The organism is Streptomyces tamarix, from assembly GCF_032423885.1.
GTDB classification, from domain to species: Bacteria; Actinomycetota; Actinomycetes; order Streptomycetales; family Streptomycetaceae; genus Streptomyces; species Streptomyces tamarix.
The window spans coordinates 54,654-70,278 of the sequence record NZ_JAWCTQ010000010.1; the positions used below are offsets into that span (position 1 = coordinate 54,654).

Below are 15,625 nucleotides of genomic sequence, written 5' to 3' on the forward strand. Positions count from 1 at the left end.
GGCACAGGGGCGCAGGGGCGCAGGGGCGCGGGCACGAGAGCGCGAACCAGCGGACCGGGCACGGGGGCGCGGGTCGGCAGACCGGCAGACCGGGCACAGGGGCGCGGACCGGCGAACCGGCGGCGGACCGGGTGCGGGGGTCAGCGCGGGGTCACGAGGCGGGCCTCGTAGGCGAAGACCGCGGCCTGGGTGCGGTCCCGCAGACCCAGCTTCACCAGGATCCTGCTCACGTGCGTCTTGATCGTGGACTCCGCCACCACCAGGTGCGCCGCGATCTCCGCGTTCGACAGGCCCTGCGCGATCAGCACCAGCACCTCCGTCTCCCGCTCCGTCAGGTCGCCGACCCGGGACAGCGCCGCTGCCCGCGGCGACTCCACGCGCTGGGCGAACTCGGTGATCAGCCGCTTCGTCACCGACGGCGCCAGCAGCGCCTCCCCGGCCGCCACCACCCGCACCCCGTCCGCCAGTTGCCGCGCCGACGCGTCCTTCAGTAGGAACCCGGACGCCCCGGCACGCAGCGCCTGGTACACGTACTCGTCCAGGTCGAAGGTGGTCAGCACCAGCACCTTCGCGTCGCCGTCCGCCGCGACGATCTCCCGGGTCGCGTCGATGCCGTTCATCTCCGGCATGCGGATGTCCATCAGCACCACGTCCGGCCGCAGCGCCGCGACCTGCGCGACCGCCTCGCGCCCGTTGACCGCCTCGCCGACGACCTCGATGCCCGGCATCGCGTTCAGCAGGACGGAGAAGCCCTCCCGCACCATCACCTGGTCGTCCACGACCAGCACCCTGATCGTCACGCCGCCGCCTCGTCCCTCGCCACGGGGACGAACGCCGCCACCTCGTACCCGCCGTCCTCCGTCGCGCCCGCCGTCAGCTCCCCGTCCAGCATCGCGATCCGCTCCCGCATGCCGGTGATGCCGTGCCCGGCGCCCGGCGACGGCTTGCCGAGGCCGCGCGGCGGGCCGTTCACGACGCGCAGCCCGAGTCCGCCCAGGACGTAACTGACCTCCACGCGGGCCGCCGCGCCCGGCGCGTGCCGCAGCACGTTCGACAGCGCCTCCTGCACGATGCGGTACGCGGACAGCTCCACACCCGGTGGCAGCTCCCGCACCGCGCCCGTCACCGTCTTGTCGACGGCCAGCCCGGCGTCGCGGACGTTGGCGAGCAGCCCGTCCAGGTCGGCGAGGGTCGGCTGCGGGGCGTCGGGCGCCTCGTAGTCCTCCGCGCGGACGACGCCGAGGACCCGCCGCAGCTCGGTCAGCGCGGCCACCGCGTTCTCCCGGATCGTCACGAACGCCTGCTCCAGCTCGGGCGGCGGGTTCTCCACCCGGTACGGGGCGGCCTCCGCCTGGATGGCGACGACCGACATGTGGTGGGCGACCACGTCGTGCAGCTCCCGCGCGATCGTGGTGCGCTCCTCCAGCAGGGTGCGCATCGAGCGCTCCTGCGCGGTGGCGGTCCGCTGCGCCGTGACCTCCTCCCGCGCCGCGCGCCGCACCTGCCACACGGTGACGACGAGCAGGGTGAACGCGGCGGCGAACAGCACGTTCGCCGTCCCGACGCCGCCGTAGCCGCCGCCGAGCACGCCCTCGACGAACAGGCCGTACACGCCGGTGACCGCCCACATCCACGCCGCCGCCCGGGGCCGGGTCCGGGCCGCGACGACCGTCATGACGACGACGTGCGAGAAGAACACGGTGGGCGGCCACGCCCCGTCGCCCCCGACGACGGCCGCGTACGCCGACGCGGTCAGCAGCGACGCCCAGAAGGCGGCGACGGGCCGGACCAGCGTCAGGAGCACGGCCGCCGCCGGAACGAGCGCGACGGGGAAGAACCCCGTGGTGTCGTACCCCACGGAGAAGGCCATCAGGGCGGCCGCGGCGACCAGGGCGTGCGGGGCCCACACCGCGTACCGGCGTATCCGACCCGGCAGCCGCCGGGTGACGGGGCCGTCCACGGCCATGGGAGGGAGCGGCCGGTAGGCGAGGGCGTCCTGCAGGAGGTCCTCCCGCAGGCCCCGGAGCAACTCCGCGGCGTGGTGGAACTCGGGGCTGCGGCCGCCCGGGGCGGTGCGCTGCGTCGTCTCGGTCACGACAGCCACCGTACGGGGGCGGCCTCGGCGCCGGCGTCGGACTGGAGAGGGTTCCGCGGGGTCCCTCCTGAGTACTACGGGGTCTAGGGCAGGAACGCCGCCGCGTGCTCCCGCGCCCACGCGGCGAACGTCCGCGCCGGGCGGCCCGTGACCCGCTCCACCGTGTCGACGACGGTGCGGCCCTCCACCGGGGTGTTCCCGTACACGTCCAGCAAGAAGTCGATCAGCTCCGGCGGGCGGCCCTCCGCGCGCCAGCGCGCCACCGCCTCGTCGGGGCTCAGCTCCACCAGCCGCACCTCCCGGCCCCGGGCCGCGGCTATCGCGTCGACCTTGTCCCGGAGGGTGAGGACCTGCGGGCCGGTGATCAGGTACTCCTGCCCGGCGTGCCCGTCCTCGGTGAGCGCGGCGGCGACGACCGCGCCGATGTCGGCCTCGTGGACCATGGCGCTGAGCCGGTCGACGAAGGGCTCGTGGACCTCGTCCTCCGTGCGGACGGAGTCGGCCCACTCCAGCGCGTTCGCCATGAACTCGACGGGCATGGCCACCGTCCAGGCGAGCCCGCTCGCGCGGACCGCGTCCTCCACGGGCGTGGGCCCGCCGCCGTGGAGGACGACCAGGCGCCGCACCCCGGCGGCGCGGGCCTGCTCGACGAGGGCGCGGCCGGTCTCCAGCGGGGTGTAGCCGGAGCCGTCGAAGGTGATCAGGTGCAGTCCGGTGACGCCGTCGAGGGCGCCGGACGCGGCGAGGGAGCCGGGGTCGGTGAGGTCGCCGCGCACGACCTCGACCCCGGCGGGGAGGTCCGCGGACGCGGGGTCGCGGGTGAGTGCGCGGACGGGCGCGCCGCGGCGGAGCAGTTCGGCGGTGACGTGGCGGCCGACGGTTCCGGTGGCCCCGGTTACGAGATACGTCATGGGGAGCACGTTAGGGAGCGTCGCGGTCAGCTTCGGTCCGCGAGCCGGCGCCACGACACCACGGCACCCCGGGGTGCGGTCACCCGGAGACGGCCACCGGGGACACGGTCGCCTGGGCACGGACACCGGACACGGCCCACGGGGCACGGCCGCCGGAAGCGGCCTCCGGGCATGCCCGCCTGGACACGGGCCCGGACACGGCCCCCCGGGCACGGACACCCGGGCGCGGCGTCACCAGGCGAGTTGGGCGATCTCCTCCGCGACCACCGCGCACGCGTCCGCCGCCGGGTCGATCAGCGGGAAGTGCCCCACGCCGTCCAGCACGGTCAGCCCGACCATCTCGCCCGCCCGCGCTGCCGCCTCGACGTACGCCTCGGCGACCGGCGGCGGGACGACGGTGTCCTCGCGGCCCTGCACGACGGTGGTGGCGATGCCCGTGGGCAGCAGCACGGCGGGGTCCGCCGACGCGGACCGCTCCTTGAAGGCGCCCTCGCCGCCGAGGAGCTGCGTCACGGCACCGTCGCACACGCCCAGCTCCACGGCCCGCTCGAAGTGCGCGATCGGCGCGAGCGCGACGACGCCGCGCAGCTCGGACGGTTCCGGCAGCCGCCACGGCGACCCGGCGGGCAGGACGTGCCGGGCGGCGGCCCACAGCGCGAGGTGGCCCCCGGCGGAGTGGCCGGTGACGACGGTACGGCGCGGATCGGCCTGCGGCAGGTGCGCGGCGGCCAGCGCGGGCAGCACGTCCAGCGCCGCCGCCACGTCGTCGAAGGTCTCGGGCCACCGCCCCGCCACCGGGCCGGTGCCCCGGGGCGCGGGGAGGCCGGTGCCGCGCCGGTACTCGACGCTGGCGACGGCGAAGCCGTGGCGGGCGAGGTAGTCCGCGAAGGGGGAGACGTGCCGCCGGTCGTACGGCGCCCGCCAGGCGCCGCCGTGCAGGACGACGACGAGCGGAACCCGGTCGTGCCGGTCCCGGGGCGCGTAGAAGTCCACGACCTGGTCGGGGTGTGTGCCGTACGGGGCGGTGGAGTCGGGTGCGACGGCCGGGTGGGACAGGGCCGACGCCTCCTCGGCGGCGTCGCGAGCGGCGGGGTCGGGCATGCTGCTCAACCTTTCGGTGACGGGGCCGAATTGGCCTGACCTGCGGGGACCGTATCAGGACTGACGCCCCCGCAGGCCGGCTCGTACGGCGGCGCTACCGCTCCACGCCCGCCTCCGCGTCCGCCTCCGCGCACACCTCCGCGAGCACACGGGCCGCGCGCTCGGCGTCGGCGAACCCGACGTACAGCGGGGTGAAGCCGAAACGCAGCACGTCAGGGCGGCGCAGGTCGCCGACGACACCGCGTTCGATCAGCCGCGCCATCACCGCGGGCGCGTCGGCGCAGGACAGCGCGACCTGGCTGCCGCGCTCCGCGTGGGCGGTCGGGGTGAGGGAGGTGAGCCGCCCCTCGGGGACGTACGCGCGGACGCACTCCAGGAAGAAGTCCGTCAGCGCGAGGCTCTTGGCCCGCACCTCGTGCACCGACACCCCGTCCCACACGTCGAGGGCCGCCTCCAGCGCCAGCATCGACAGGATGTCGGGCGTACCGACCCGGCCGCGCCGCGCGCCGTCCACCGCCGCGTAGCCGGGGGCCATCGCGAACGGGTCCGCGTGCGAGTTCCAGCCGGGCAGCGGGGAGTCGAAGCGCGCCTGGTGGCGCTCCGCGACGTACAGGTACGCGGGGGCGCCGGGCCCGCCGTTGAGGTACTTGTACGTGCAGCCGACGGCCAGGTCGACGCCGTTCGCGTCCAGGTCGACGGGGAGGGCGCCCGCGCTGTGGCACAGGTCCCACACCGCGAGGGCACCCGCGTCCCGCACGGCGGCGGTGATGCCGGGCAGGTCGTGGAGGCGGCCGGTGCGGTAGTCGACGTGGTTGACGAGCGCGGCGGCCGTGCGCGGGCCGACCGCGGCCGGGACGTCGCCCGGCGCGACGGGCACCAGGCGGCGGCCGGTCATCCGGGCGGCGGACTCGGCGATGTACCCGTCCGTGGGGAACGTCGTCGCGTCCACGACGATCTCGTCCCGGCTGTCGTCACCGGCCAGGCGCACGGCGCCGACCAGCGCCTTGAAGACGTTCACGCTGGTCGAGTCGCCGACGACGACCTGGCCGGGTGCGGCGCCGACGAGCGGGGCGACGCGGTCGCCGATCCGCTCGGGCGCGGTCCACCAGCCGCTCTCGTCCCAGGAGCGGATGCGCATCCGCCCCCACTCGTGGGAGACGACGTGCGCCATACGGGCCGGTACGTGGCGGGGCAGCGCGCCGAGCGAGTTGCCGTCGAGGTAGACCACGCCGTCGTCGAGCGCGAACAGGTCGCGCCGTTTCGCCAGCGGGTCGGCGGCGTCCAGCGCGGCGGCCCGCGCGGCCAGGGATTCCGCGCCCGGGGACTCCGGGGCCGGAGTCCCCACGACTGGGGCCTCCGCGGCCGGGACCGGGACGCTCCGGGCCGTACCGGTCTCCTGCGTGCGCTCGGTGCTCCGGGCGCCCCGGCCGCTTCCGGTGTCCCGGCCGCCGGTGTTCTGGAGGACGTCAGACATGGCTGCGCGCCGTCCACAGCTCGGGGAACACGTTCTTGCGGGCCCGCTTCTCCAGCCAGGCGACCCCGGCGGAGCCGCCCGTACCGGTCTTGGAGCCCATCGCCCGGCGGGTGGCGACCAGGTGGTCGTTGCGCCAGCGCCACACGAGTTCGGCCACGTCGGTGAGGGCCTCGCCCAGCTCGACCAGGTCGCCGTGCCGGTCGGGGGCCGCGTACAGCTCGGCCCAGACCTCCTCGACCCGCGACGACGGCTCGTACCGCTGCGTCAGGTCCCGCTCCAGGACCTCCACCGGCACGGGCAGCCCGCGCCGGGACAGCAGCCGCAGCACCTCGTCGTACAGGCTGGGCTCCGCGAGCGCCTTCTCCAGCTCGGCGTGGACGCGGGGCGCGCCGCGGTGCGGCACCAGCATGGACGCGGACTTGTCGCCGAGCAGGAACTCCATGCGGCGGTACATCGCCGACTGGAAGCCGGAGCCCTCGCCGAGCGCGGCGCGGTACGCGTTGAACTGCGCCGGCGTGAGGCGGGCGATCGGGCTCCAGGAGGCGTTCAGCGCCTCCAGCTCGTACACCGAGCGGCGCAGGGCGGCCATCGCGTCGGGGACCCGGTCCGCGCGCAGCGCGCGGCTCGCGGTCTCCCACTCGTGGACGATGACGGTGAACCACAGCTCCATCACCTGGGTGGTCACCAGGAAGACCATCTCTCCGGGGTCGTCGGAGCGCGGGTGCTGGAGGTGGGTGAGGACGTCCGCCTGGACGTAGTCCTCGTAGGGCGTGGTGCCCGCGAAGTCCAGGTTCGGCATGTCCGAACCCGTCTCGGAGGCGGCAGGGGTGGTAGGCGAAGTAGACATCGCTGTCTCCGTCAATGCGTGCTACCGGGTAGCGGTCCGCTCCTTCCGCAGCGTGGTGGAGCCCCGGTCCCCTCGGGACCGGGCGCGATCAGCGCCGCCGGTCCCGATCGCATCATGACACGATCGGCCCCGCGATGTAACGGCCTTCCTCGCCGTACGGCCGGGCACCGGGGGCGGGCCGCGCCGGCCCTCGGCCCGTCGCGGCCTTCGGGTCCGCGACGCCCGCAGCCACCCGCTCCGGCCGGGCCCTCGACGTCCGAAGCCCGCCCGTCCCGGTGGTGAACGCGATGCCCGGAGCCCGCCCGTCCCGGCCGGAAACGCGACGCCCGAAGCACCCTCCCCGGCCGGGCTCGCCACCGGCCCGGACGCGCGGACGGCCCGGACGCGCGGACGGCGCCCGGGCCGGCGGCGGAGGGGGTCAGCCGAGGGTGTCGGCGGCCAGCGGGGAGGAGTCGCGCAGGAACGTCGAGCAGCGCTCGTACTCCTCCTGCTCGCCGATCTCCCGCGCCGCCCGCGCCAGGGCGTGCAGGGAGCGCAGGAAGCCCCGGTTCGGCTCGTGCTCCCACGGCACGGGGCCGTGGCCCTTCCAGCCGTTGCGGCGCAGCGCGTCCAGGCCCCGGTGGTAGCCGGTGCGGGCGTACGCGTACGACTCGACGACGCGGCCGCCCTCGTACGCCACGTCGGCGAGCCGCGCCCAGGCGAGCGAGGACGTCGGGTACTTCGCGGCGACCTCCTCGGGCGCGGCGCCGGACTCCAGCAGCTCCCGCGGCTCGGGCTCGTCGGGCAGGTGGGTGGGGGGCGGTCCCCCCAGCAGGTTCTCGTGAATGGCCATGGCCCCAGTCTCCTACGGCCGGCGGGTCGGACCGCCCCTCGGGTCAGGCCGCCCCGCGGGTCAGGGTGCGGACCACCGCGTCGATCCCGTGCTCGGCCTTGCTCCGCGGACAGCCCAGGTTGATCCGCACGAAACCCTTCGCGCCGTACGCCGCGCCCGGCCGTACGGCGACCTTCTCGCGCGCGACGAGCTCGTCGTTCAGCGCCTCGCCGTCCACGCCCAGCGGGCGCAGGTCCAGCCACGCCAGGTACCCGGCCTGCGGCGGCGCGTACAGGGAGCGGCCCGGGAAGGCGGCCTCCAGCCGGTCGGCGAGCAGCCGCAGGTTGCCCAGGACGTACGGGCGCAACCGGTCCAGCCAGGCCGCGCCGTGCCGGTACGCGGCGGTGTGCGCGACCAGGGAGAGGGCCGACGGCGAGTTGAGGCCCTCGCCGCGCTCCACCCGGCGGACGAACTCGGCGTGGTCGTCCGGGTTCCCGAGCACCCCGTAGGAGCCGTTCAGCGCGGGGAAGTTGAACGCCTTCGACCCGGACGTGATCACCGCCCAGCGCCCGCCCTCCGGCGCCACGGACATCCACGGCACGTGCCGGTGTCCCGCGTGGGCCAGGTCCGCGTGGATCTCGTCGCTGACGACGGCCGCGCCGTGCTCCTCGGCCAGCGCCGCGAACCCCCTCAGCTCCGCCTCGGTCCACACCCGGCCCGTCGGATTGTGCGGCGAGCACAGCAGCAGCACCCGGCTGTCGGGGCGGGCCAGCTCCCGCTCCAGGGCCGCGGTGTCCCCGACCGGGACGCCCCGCGGCTGCCGCCCGAGCCCGTCGAGCGTCTTGAGGAACCCGTCGTACGTCGGGGTGTGCACCACCACGCCGTCGCCGGGCTCCGTCCACATCCGCAGCAGTTGCGCCAACTGGTTCAGCACGGACGGCCCGAAGACCAGCGCCTCCGGATCGAGCTCCACGCCGTGACGGTGCGCGTACCAGTCCCGTACGGCCTCCGGGAAGCCGGTGTGCCGCCAGTCCGTGTAGCCGAACATCCCCCGCTCGACGCGCCGCCGGACCGCCTCCAGCACCTCGGGCGCGAGGCGGAAGTCCATGTCGGAGACGGTGAACGGCACCAGGTCCGGCTCCCCGTACAGCTCGGGCAGCACGTCCCACTGGAACGAGCCGGTGCCGCGTATCCCGACCACCGTGTCGAAGTCGTACGTCCTGTCGTGCGCCATGGGCCCCTCCTACGGAACGGGCCCGGCACCGCGCTGTGCGATGCCGGGCCCGGCCTGGTGTCGTGGTGACGCCTTACTTCAGCTTCGTACCCGCCGAACGCAGCGACTGGCACGCCTCGACGATGCGCCGGGCCATGCCCGCCTCGGCCAGCTTGCCCCAGGTGCGCGGGTCGTACGTCTTCTTCGAGCCGACCTCGCCGTCGACCTTCAGGACGCCGTCGTAGTTCTTGAACATGTGGTCCGCGACCGGACGGGTGAAGGCGTACTGCGTGTCGGTGTCGAGGTTCATCTTGACGACGCCGTTCTCCAGCGCGGTGGCGATCTCCTCCTGCGTGGAGCCGGAACCGCCGTGGAAGACGAAGTCGAACGGGTCGGCCTTGCCGAAGCGCTCGGCGACACCCTGCTGGAGGTCCTTGAGCAGCTCGGGGCGGAGCACGACGTTGCCCGGCTTGTACACGCCGTGGACGTTGCCGAAGGACGCGGCCAGCAGGTAGCGGCCCTTCTCGCCCAGGCCGAGCGCCTCGGCCGTGCGGATCGCGTCGTCGACGGTCGTGTACAGCTCGTCGTTGATCTCGTGGGTGACGCCGTCCTCCTCGCCGCCGGTCGGGGTGATCTCGACCTCAAGGATGATCTTGGCGGCGGCGGCCTGCGCGAGCAGCTCCTGGCCGATGGCCAGGTTGTCCGCGAGGGTCTCGGCGGAGCCGTCCCACATGTGGGACTGGAACAGCGGGTTCTCACCCTTGGCGACGCGCTCGGCGGAGACCGCCAGCAGCGGGCGGACGTAGCCGTCCAGCTTGTCCTTCGGGCAGTGGTCGGTGTGGAGCGCGACCGTGATGTCGTACTTCGCGGCGACGATGTGCGCGAACTCGGCCAGGGCGACCGCGCCGGTCACCATGTCCTTGTTGTGCTGTCCACCCAGGAACTCCGCGCCACCGGTCGAGATCTGGATGATGCCGTCGCTCTCGGCCTCGGCGAAGCCGCGCAGGGCGGCGTGCAGGGTCTGCGACGACGTCACGTTGATGGCCGGGTAGGCGAACTTGCCTGCCTTCGCCCGGTCGAGCATCTCGTTGTAGACCTCGGGGGTTGCGATGGGCATCTGTCCGCTCCTTGTGATCTGCGGTTGCGTGCGTTGCTGATCCCTGACCTGGGGGCGACGTCATCGTCGCACCTATCTTTCCAGACGGGCTCCGAGGCTCCACCCCCTGGACTCACCGGGCACGCGAGAGGCGTGCACCGTTTCACGTGAAACAGCGCACGCCCCAATGAAGCCGCAGGTCAGCCGAATGACCGGTCAGACGAGACCCAGCTCGTCCAGCGCGTACGCGTAGCGGTACGGCACGCCGGCCGTCTCGCTGATCTTCTCGGCGGCCCCGGTCGCGCGGTCCACGATCGTGGCGACCGCGACGACCTCGGCACCCGCCTCGCGGACCGCCTCGACAGCCGTCAGCGGGGAGCCGCCGGTGGTGGAGGTGTCCTCCACCACCAGGACGCGGCGGCCCTTGATGTCCGGGCCCTCGACGCGGCGCTGCATGCCGTGCGCCTTGGCGGCCTTGCGGACGACGAACGCGTCCAGCGTGCGGCCGCGCGCGGCGGCGGCGTGCAGCATCGACGTGGCGACCGGGTCGGCGCCCAGGGTCAGGCCGCCCACCGCGTCGTAGTCGAGGTCGGCGGTCAGATCGAGCATGACCTGACCGACGAGCGGCGCGGCGGCGCCGTCCAGCGTGATCCGGCGGAGGTCGACGTAGTAGTCGGCCTCCAGACCCGAGGAGAGGGTCACCCTGCCGTGCACCACGGCCTTGTCCTTGATCTGCTGGAGCAGATCCGCTCGTACGTCAGTCATGCCCCGAGCTTAAGCCGCGCCGGCCGGGCCCCGCGTCAGAGGCGGCGCCACGTCCAGGTCGACTCGATCTCCAGCGGCTCGATGGGCGTGACGAGCCGCGGCGCGGTGTTCAGCCCGTTCGGCGGGCCCGACTGCGGCTCCACGCACACGGCGGGCTCCTGCTCGTCGTACACGACGACCCACGGGGTGCGGCTGGTGACCTTCAGCTCCAGCCGCTCCGGCCAGGTGAGGGTGACGTCCACCCCGTCCGGCATGCCGAAGCAGTCGTCCCACGGACCGGGCCGGGGCTCGATGCGGCGGCCGGTGGGAAGGTGGTCGTCGCCGCGCTCCTCCTGCCACTCGGGCGTGAAGTCGATCTCGACCGCGCTGCCGTCGAGGACGCGGTTGAACCACGGGTGCCACCCGGCCTGTGCCGGGAACGAGTCGCCGTACGTCTCGACCCCCAGCCGCAGGGTGAGCGAGGTGTCGGTCAGCTCGAAGACCTGGGTGACCCGGCCGGAGTACGGCCACGGGTCGACCAGGTCGTAGGTGAACACCGCCTCCGCCTTGTCGGCGCGGGCCGTGTGCCAGGCGGTGTCGCGGCCGGTGCCGTGGATGGCGTGCGGCGGGGCGTTGAGCGGCAACTGGTGCCGCGTCGCACCGTTCAGGAACCGCCCCCGGTCGGTCCGCCCGCACCAGGGGACCATCGGGAAGCAGCCGTACCGCTCCCCCTGACGCAGCAGTTCGGCGCCGCCGATCCGCAGGCTCGCGATGCGGCAGCCGTTCTCCGGCGTGATGGTCAACTCGACGTCTCCGGCGGCCAGCCGGACCTCTTCGCTCATGCTCACACCGCCTGACCTTACGCGCGCCGGTGCTGCTTCCGGTGGCGCAGCGCACGGCCGACGACGACCGCCGAGACGAGCAGGAGGGCGGCGGCGGGGACGAGCCAGCGCAGCACACCGGTCCCGGGGCCCGTGTCGGGGCCGGGCACGGGCGCGTACCGGCCGCGCGGCGGGGCGTGGTCGACCTCCTCGGCGCTGCGCCCGATCATCGTCCGCCGGGCGTGCGCGGCCTCGACGGGCGGCTCGGCCTCGTCGACCGGGAAGTCGTCCACGGCGAACGGGTCCAGCGAGGACGGCGGCACGGGCGCGTCGAACACACCGGGCCGCCGCCCGCCCCCGACGGCACCGTCGTCGACCCCGTCGTCGTCCAGGTCGTCAATGCCCGCGTCGTCGACGTCGTCGAAGTCCGCGTCGTCCGCGTCATCGATGTCCGTGCCGTCGACGGCAGCGGGGTCTGCGACGGCGGCGGGGTCCGCGCCGTCGGCGGCGGTCGCCCCGGTCCCGGCGGCGGCCGTCTCACCGGAAGTGTTCGCGCCGTCGCCCGGCGCCTGGTCCGCCTCCTCCGCGAGGGCTTCGCCGAAGCGGTCCAGGAGACGGCGCGCCGTCGTCGTGAGCGTGTCGGCGGGGAGGTCCGCCAGACGGCCCTCCGCGCTCGCCGTCCCGGTGAACGCCAGGCCGGTGCCGCCCTCGGCGGGGGAGAGCCGGACGGTGAGCGCGACCTTCACACCGCCGCCCCCGCGCGCCTCCGCGCCCTCACCCGCCACGTCGTACCCGGCGTCGTTCCGCGCGGCGAGGCGCAGCGCGCCCCGGTAGGTGATGGTCTGCCCGCCGGTGCGCACCTTGAGGCGGCCCGCCAGCGGACCCGCCGACGCGTCCGCGTCCTGCTGGAACCCCGGGACGCAGCGGGCGACGCGTGCGGGGTCCGCCAGGACGGCCCGGAGGGACCGCGCGGGGACCGGAACGAACACCTCATGCTCCATGACAGTCGAGCCTACCCACGCCGGGCCGCCGCGTACCCCTGCCGCGCACGGCCCGTCGCGAAGTCAGCCGCACGGGTACGGCCGCCGCCGGCCCCTCGGAGCGAGACCGACGCTGGTCCGGGTCACCACCAGCTGCCCCTCCTGCGGGTACGCGTGCCAGGTGTACCACCCCACCCGGCCCTCGTGCCGCCGCGCCAACATGGCCGTGAACGCGTGCGGCGAGCCCGGGAACGTACCGGCCAGGCCGTGCGGGTGGTCCGCGACGAGCGCCAGCAGCTCCTGCGCGCGGCCCGCGAACGAACCCTGCGACAGCTTCTCCACGCGCGCCGCGAACTCGTACTCCCAGACGCCGATCCGCTTCGCCACGCCCAGGGGCAGCGGTGTGCTGCTGCCGGGCATGCAGGCGACCGTCTCCGAGCAGGTGGCGTCCCCCTCCTCCAGGAGCACCTGGTGGGACGCCCCGAGGAGCCTCATCTGGAGCCTGGCGCCGGACAGATCCAGGTCGAGGACGGCGAGGGCGGGCAGCGCCTCCTTCCCCAGCGTCCAGGCCAGATCGGCCGCACGCGTGTCGGTGTACGCAGTCTGAAGGGTGGTGAGCATGAGTCAGCTCCGCAAGCACGGTGACGTGACGGTGGACCGAGGGGGGTGGCGTCGTCCCGAAGACGTTCCGGGGAACTTGAGGTACCGGCTCGGATTCGCACGGGAACCGAAGGCTCGATGTACTCGTCAACGAGCGAAGCATGAACCGTCGGATGCTTACAGCGTCTTTACCCAACTCGGTTGTGAATACATCCCCTCGGGGGCCTGGGGGTTCAACTGTTCAACGCACAGCGCGCGATGAGGCGCATATGCGTGAACGAGGGCGCACCCAGCGGGAGTTCACTCCCGCTGGGTGTCCCGCCGCGGTCGGTGCGGACGTGCGGACCGGCTGCCCCGTGTCAGCCGCCTCCGCCTCCGCACCCGCCGCCGCCCCCGCCTCCCCCGTCGCAGGAGCCTCCTCCCCCGCCGCTCCCGCTGTCGCAGGACGACTCGACTCCCCCACCGCCACCGCCGGAGTCGGCCCACAGGGCCGCCCCGCCGACGCCACCGGTCGCACCGCCCCGCCGCCGCCACCGCGGCCCCGCGAGGAGCGGCCTCCCATGAGGACCGCGAACCCCACCAGGAGCATCAGTACCGCTCCGCACACCACGATCGCTCCGGTCATGTCGACTACCTCCTTCCCCCTAGGAGCCCCCGCCGCAACCACCACCGCCGCCCCCGCACGAAGAGGACGAGCCCCCGCACGAGGACGACGAGCCCCCGCACGACGAGCCGCCCCCGTCCCACCAGGCGCTGCTCCCGCTCCCGCCGCTGTCGTGCGACGAGGCGTGCCGCCGCCGGCGTCCGCGCCGCCCACCGCGCGACCCCGCGTACGCGAGGGTGGCGGTGACCCCCAAGAACACCAAGAACACCAAGAACCCCATCAGCACCACCGCGCCGATGAACAGCACACCGAATTCCATCCCGTGTCCCTCCCCCGTGTGATGTGTGCCTGGGAGATGCCCACCCCCGGGACGCGCCCAATCCGCACTTGAGGAACTCCAGAGGTTTCACCCGCCCGCGCGCGCCCTTGAGGCGGCCTCCGCTTCCCCGCAGGATGGCGCCCATGACCAGAGCACCGCTCAACCGCCGCCTCGCCGGGTTCGGTACGACGATCTTCGCCGAGATGTCCGCCCTCGCGACCGCCACCGGCTCCATCAACCTCGGGCAGGGCTTCCCCGACGCCGACGGCCCCGAGGAGATCCGCGAGGCGGCCGTCCGCGCCCTGCGCGAGGGGCGCGGCAACCAGTACCCGCCCGGCCCCGGCGTCCCCGAGCTGCGCACCGCGATCGTCGACCACCAGCGGCGGCGGTACGGCCTCGCGTACGACCCCGACACCGAGGTCCTGGTCACCGCGGGCGCGACGGAGGCGATCGCCGCGGCCCTGCTGGCGCTGGTCGAACCGGGTGACGAGGTCGTCGCCCTGGAGCCGTACTACGACTCGTACGCGGCGTGCGTCGCCATGGCGGGCGGCACGCGCGTCCCCGTCACCCTGCGCCCGGACCCGGCGGGCGGCCGGTTCGTCCTCGACCTGGACGAACTGCGCGCGGCCGTCACCGACCGCACCCGCCTCATCCTGCTCAACACCCCGCACAACCCCACCGGCACCGTCCTCACCCGCGACGAGCTGGCCGCCGTCGCCGCGCTCGCGGTCGAGCGGGACCTGCTGGTCGTCACCGACGAGGTCTACGAGCACCTGGTCTTCGACGGGGCGGAGCACGTGCCGCTCGCGACGTTCCCGGGGATGCGGGAGCGGACGGTGACCATCTCGTCCGCCGGGAAGACGTTCTCGTTCACGGGGTGGAAGGTGGGCTGGGTGACCGCGCCGCCCGCGCTGACGGCCGCCGTGCGCACCGCGAAGCAGTTCCTCACCTACGTGGCGTCGGGGCCGTTCCAGTACGCCGTCGCGGAGGCGCTGCGGCTGCCGGACTCGTACTTCGACACGCTGCGGGCGGACCTGGAGGGAAAGCGGGACGTCCTCGCGGCGGGGCTGGTGGCGGCCGGCTTCGAGGTGTACCGGCCGCGCGGCACGTACTTCGTCACCGCGGACGTCGCCGCGCTGGGCGAGAAGGACGGCGTCGCGTTCTGCCGGGCGCTGCCCGAGCGGTGCGGGGTCGTGGCCATCCCGAACGCGGTCTTCTACGACCACGTGGACGCGGGGCGGACGCTGATCCGGTTCGCGTTCTGCAAGAAGGAGGCGGTGCTGCGGGAGGCGGCGGAGCGCCTCGCCCGCCTCTGACCGGGCCGACCGGGCCGACCGGGAACGCGGCCGGGGCGGTGACCTCGTACGGTCACCGCCCCGGCCACGTCACGGCCGCGTGGCACGCGGGGCCGCTCAGCCCTCGGCACCCTCGGCGCCCTCGCCGGGCTCCAGGCCCAGCTGCTCCACGATCCACCGGTCGAACTCGATCGACGCGCGGACCCAGCTGACGGTCGACGACACGAAGTGCTCCAGGCTGACGCCCGTACCGATGAGCATCTGCGCCTCGCCGATGAGCCGAACGGTGGCGCCGCCCTGCTCGTCCTCGTGGAGGTGGCTGTACACCTTGGGCCACAGGGTGCGGCGGTTCCAGTCGTCGATGGTCTCGAGGATCTTCGTACGCTCCTCGACCGGGTGCGGGCGGTCGTAGAACGTGCGCACGGAGAAGACCTGCTGCTCCGCCTCGCCGCGGAACATGAAGTAGGTGCGGAAGTCCTCCCACGGCGCCGCGAGGTCACCCTCGTCGTCGACGACGTACTTGAGCTCCATCTGCTCGAGGAGCTGCTTCACCAGGTCCTGATCGGGGACGACGGGGCCCGCCGGTCCTGCGGCCTGAGGCTGGGGCTGCTGTCCCCCGAAATTCGGAATCGAGGACGGGTCGATGCTCACCGGGTAATTCCCTTCGTACGGATAGCCGCCATCCTCTCCCATCCCGGCCCGTCGGTGGCAAGC

The 15,625-nt window shown here is 74.1% G+C and carries 15 protein-coding genes; 1 reads left to right on the plus strand and 14 read right to left on the minus strand.

Features of this window, described 5'->3' with window-relative positions:
- Positions 1–140: 140 nt before the first annotated feature.
- The 13 genes from RND61_RS10670 to RND61_RS10730 form a co-directional block, all read right to left on the minus strand.
- The gene (locus RND61_RS10670) at positions 141–800 is read right to left on the minus strand and encodes a response regulator transcription factor (RefSeq protein WP_315877612.1); all 660 of its coding nucleotides are present in this window, start codon (positions 798–800) and stop codon (positions 141–143) included.
- Positions 797–2,095 carry a sensor histidine kinase gene (locus tag RND61_RS10675; protein WP_315877613.1) on the minus strand — a complete coding sequence of 433 codons (1,299 nt, stop codon included), beginning with the start codon at positions 2,093–2,095 and terminating at the stop codon, positions 797–799. The genes RND61_RS10670 and RND61_RS10675 overlap by 4 nt, the downstream gene beginning before the upstream one ends.
- An 83-nt stretch (positions 2,096–2,178) precedes the next feature.
- On the minus strand, positions 2,179–3,006 hold the full coding sequence (locus RND61_RS10680) for an NmrA family NAD(P)-binding protein (protein WP_315877614.1): 828 nt from the start codon (positions 3,004–3,006) through the stop codon (positions 2,179–2,181).
- A 231-nt stretch (positions 3,007–3,237) separates the two neighbouring features.
- A complete protein-coding gene (locus RND61_RS10685) occupies positions 3,238–4,107 on the minus strand; it encodes an alpha/beta hydrolase (RefSeq protein ID WP_315877615.1) in 870 nt (289 codons plus the stop codon).
- A 94-nt stretch (positions 4,108–4,201) separates the two neighbouring features.
- Positions 4,202–5,581, minus strand: a complete 1,380-nt coding sequence (kynU, locus tag RND61_RS10690) for a kynureninase (RefSeq protein ID WP_315877616.1) — start codon at positions 5,579–5,581, stop codon at positions 4,202–4,204.
- Positions 5,574–6,428 carry a tryptophan 2,3-dioxygenase family protein gene (locus RND61_RS10695; protein WP_315877617.1) on the minus strand — a complete coding sequence of 285 codons (855 nt, stop codon included), beginning with the start codon at positions 6,426–6,428 and terminating at the stop codon, positions 5,574–5,576. Before RND61_RS10695 ends, kynU begins: the two co-directional genes overlap by 8 nt.
- A gap of 418 nt (positions 6,429–6,846) precedes the next feature.
- Positions 6,847–7,260: a DUF3151 domain-containing protein gene (locus RND61_RS10700; RefSeq protein WP_315877618.1), complete on the minus strand. Its 414-nt coding sequence runs from the start codon at positions 7,258–7,260 to the stop codon at positions 6,847–6,849.
- A gap of 43 nt (positions 7,261–7,303) precedes the next feature.
- Positions 7,304–8,473: a MalY/PatB family protein gene (locus RND61_RS10705; RefSeq protein WP_315877619.1), complete on the minus strand. Its 1,170-nt coding sequence runs from the start codon at positions 8,471–8,473 to the stop codon at positions 7,304–7,306.
- 73 nt (positions 8,474–8,546) lie between these two features.
- Positions 8,547–9,587, minus strand: coding sequence for a class II fructose-bisphosphate aldolase (gene fbaA, locus RND61_RS10710; RefSeq protein WP_315877730.1), 1,041 nt, complete (start codon positions 9,585–9,587; stop codon positions 8,547–8,549).
- Between the two features lie 177 nt (positions 9,588–9,764).
- On the minus strand, positions 9,765–10,313 hold the full coding sequence (pyrE, locus tag RND61_RS10715) for an orotate phosphoribosyltransferase (protein WP_315877620.1): 549 nt from the start codon (positions 10,311–10,313) through the stop codon (positions 9,765–9,767).
- A gap of 35 nt (positions 10,314–10,348) precedes the next feature.
- Positions 10,349–11,140, minus strand: a complete 792-nt coding sequence (locus RND61_RS10720) for an aldose epimerase family protein (protein ID WP_315877621.1) — start codon at positions 11,138–11,140, stop codon at positions 10,349–10,351.
- An 11-nt stretch (positions 11,141–11,151) separates the two neighbouring features.
- The gene (locus RND61_RS10725) at positions 11,152–12,114 is read right to left on the minus strand and encodes an SRPBCC domain-containing protein (protein WP_315877622.1); all 963 of its coding nucleotides are present in this window, start codon (positions 12,112–12,114) and stop codon (positions 11,152–11,154) included.
- A 63-nt stretch (positions 12,115–12,177) separates the two neighbouring features.
- Entirely contained in the window at positions 12,178–12,714 is a 537-nt protein-coding gene (locus RND61_RS10730) for a DUF2617 family protein (protein ID WP_315877623.1), read from the minus strand.
- A gap of 1,036 nt (positions 12,715–13,750) precedes the next feature.
- On the opposite strand from RND61_RS10730, the gene RND61_RS10735 reads away from it, so the two are divergent.
- A complete protein-coding gene (locus tag RND61_RS10735; protein ID WP_315877624.1) occupies positions 13,751–14,932 on the plus strand; it encodes a pyridoxal phosphate-dependent aminotransferase in 1,182 nt (393 codons plus the stop codon).
- Positions 14,933–15,028: 96 nt separating this feature from the next.
- Here RND61_RS10735 and RND61_RS10740 read toward each other — a convergent pair whose 3' ends face one another.
- A complete protein-coding gene (locus tag RND61_RS10740; protein ID WP_315877625.1) occupies positions 15,029–15,604 on the minus strand; it encodes a type III secretion system chaperone family protein in 576 nt (191 codons plus the stop codon).
- Positions 15,605–15,625 lie beyond the last annotated feature (21 nt).

What these genes read in the sequence shown, in the direction of transcription:
- RND61_RS10680 (WP_315877614.1), bottom strand. Translation starts at nt 3,006, where the DNA reads ATGACGTATCTCGTAACCGGGGCCACCGGAACCGTCGGCCGCCACGTC.
- RND61_RS10685 (WP_315877615.1), bottom strand. Translation starts at nt 4,107, where the DNA reads ATGCCCGACCCCGCCGCTCGCGACGCCGCCGAGGAGGCGTCGGCCCTG.
- kynU (WP_315877616.1), bottom strand. Translation starts at nt 5,581, where the DNA reads ATGTCTGACGTCCTCCAGAACACCGGCGGCCGGGACACCGGAAGCGGC.
- RND61_RS10695 (WP_315877617.1), bottom strand. Translation starts at nt 6,428, where the DNA reads ATGTCTACTTCGCCTACCACCCCTGCCGCCTCCGAGACGGGTTCGGAC.
- RND61_RS10700 (WP_315877618.1), bottom strand. Translation starts at nt 7,260, where the DNA reads ATGGCCATTCACGAGAACCTGCTGGGGGGACCGCCCCCCACCCACCTG.
- RND61_RS10705 (WP_315877619.1), bottom strand. Translation starts at nt 8,473, where the DNA reads ATGGCGCACGACAGGACGTACGACTTCGACACGGTGGTCGGGATACGC.
- pyrE (WP_315877620.1), bottom strand. Translation starts at nt 10,313, where the DNA reads ATGACTGACGTACGAGCGGATCTGCTCCAGCAGATCAAGGACAAGGCC.
- RND61_RS10725 (WP_315877622.1), bottom strand. Translation starts at nt 12,114, where the DNA reads ATGGAGCATGAGGTGTTCGTTCCGGTCCCCGCGCGGTCCCTCCGGGCC.
- RND61_RS10730 (WP_315877623.1), bottom strand. Translation starts at nt 12,714, where the DNA reads ATGCTCACCACCCTTCAGACTGCGTACACCGACACGCGTGCGGCCGAT.
- RND61_RS10735 (WP_315877624.1), top strand. Translation starts at nt 13,751, where the DNA reads ATGGCGCCCATGACCAGAGCACCGCTCAACCGCCGCCTCGCCGGGTTC.
- RND61_RS10740 (WP_315877625.1), bottom strand. Translation starts at nt 15,604, where the DNA reads ATGGGAGAGGATGGCGGCTATCCGTACGAAGGGAATTACCCGGTGAGC.